The organism is Vibrio sp. 378 (assembly GCF_033339435.1).
Genome location: NZ_JAWOUO010000392.1, coordinates 1 through 789 on the forward strand (window position 1 = coordinate 1; position 789 = coordinate 789).

At 47.3% G+C, this 789-nt stretch carries 1 protein-coding gene; it reads right to left on the reverse strand.

Features of this window, described 5'->3' with window-relative positions:
- The coding region (locus R7Q48_RS26480) for a fimbria/pilus outer membrane usher protein (RefSeq protein WP_318133181.1) at positions 1-789 on the reverse strand (789 nt) is incomplete at both ends.

The following is a 789-nucleotide window of genomic DNA, read 5'->3' on the forward strand; positions in this document are numbered from 1 at the left end:
TTTTATAGGCGCGAGGCGACTGTAACCAACGCGTCCTCGCACATCGCCATCATCTTCCCTTTTCAGCGTTAAGCCAGCACTGCCGCCAAGCGAACCAAAGGGCAACGAGAACTGCGCTAATGTCACTGCCTGACCACCAATACTGTGGTTGTATGAGAGCGACATATTGATATCAAAAGGCAGAGCATAACTGTACGTAAGATTGAGCGTACGCGAGCTAGAATCGGTTTGCTGAATATCGAAATAGCCACCGGAAAGTGAGCCCCAATCCCCTAAGCGTACTCCCATGTTGACTTGCGATACATGACGAGACTTCAGCGATGCCACCTCCCCTTTATTAAGCTTCTCGTAATTTGGCAAATGCGACAGGGTATAGAAATCAGCTTGCTCCACTTGCGTTCTAGCAGCGAAGCTAAACAACCTAGATTGGTAACTGTAACTCAGCGCGTATGAGCTGGATTGGTCTTTAAAATTACTGACTCGAAAAGAGGCATCTACCGTACCTAAGTTGAACGCATTACTAACAAAACCCAGCCCTGCAACAATTAGGTCATCTTTTGCTTCAGCTTGTGTTTCCAAGGTTAACCAATCTGTCATGCCATGACGCATCGCTACAACAACGCCACCAGCACCATATTCATTCGATGCGTTTCCAAAATCTTCTCTGAGCGCACCAATACTGGCACTGTAGGAAGTAAATCCTGTTTTCAACAAATCGGAAGAGAGGAAAAACGGACTGGTCATGACCGTTTGTCGGCCTTGAGCATCAGTCGCAATGACGGTTGCTTC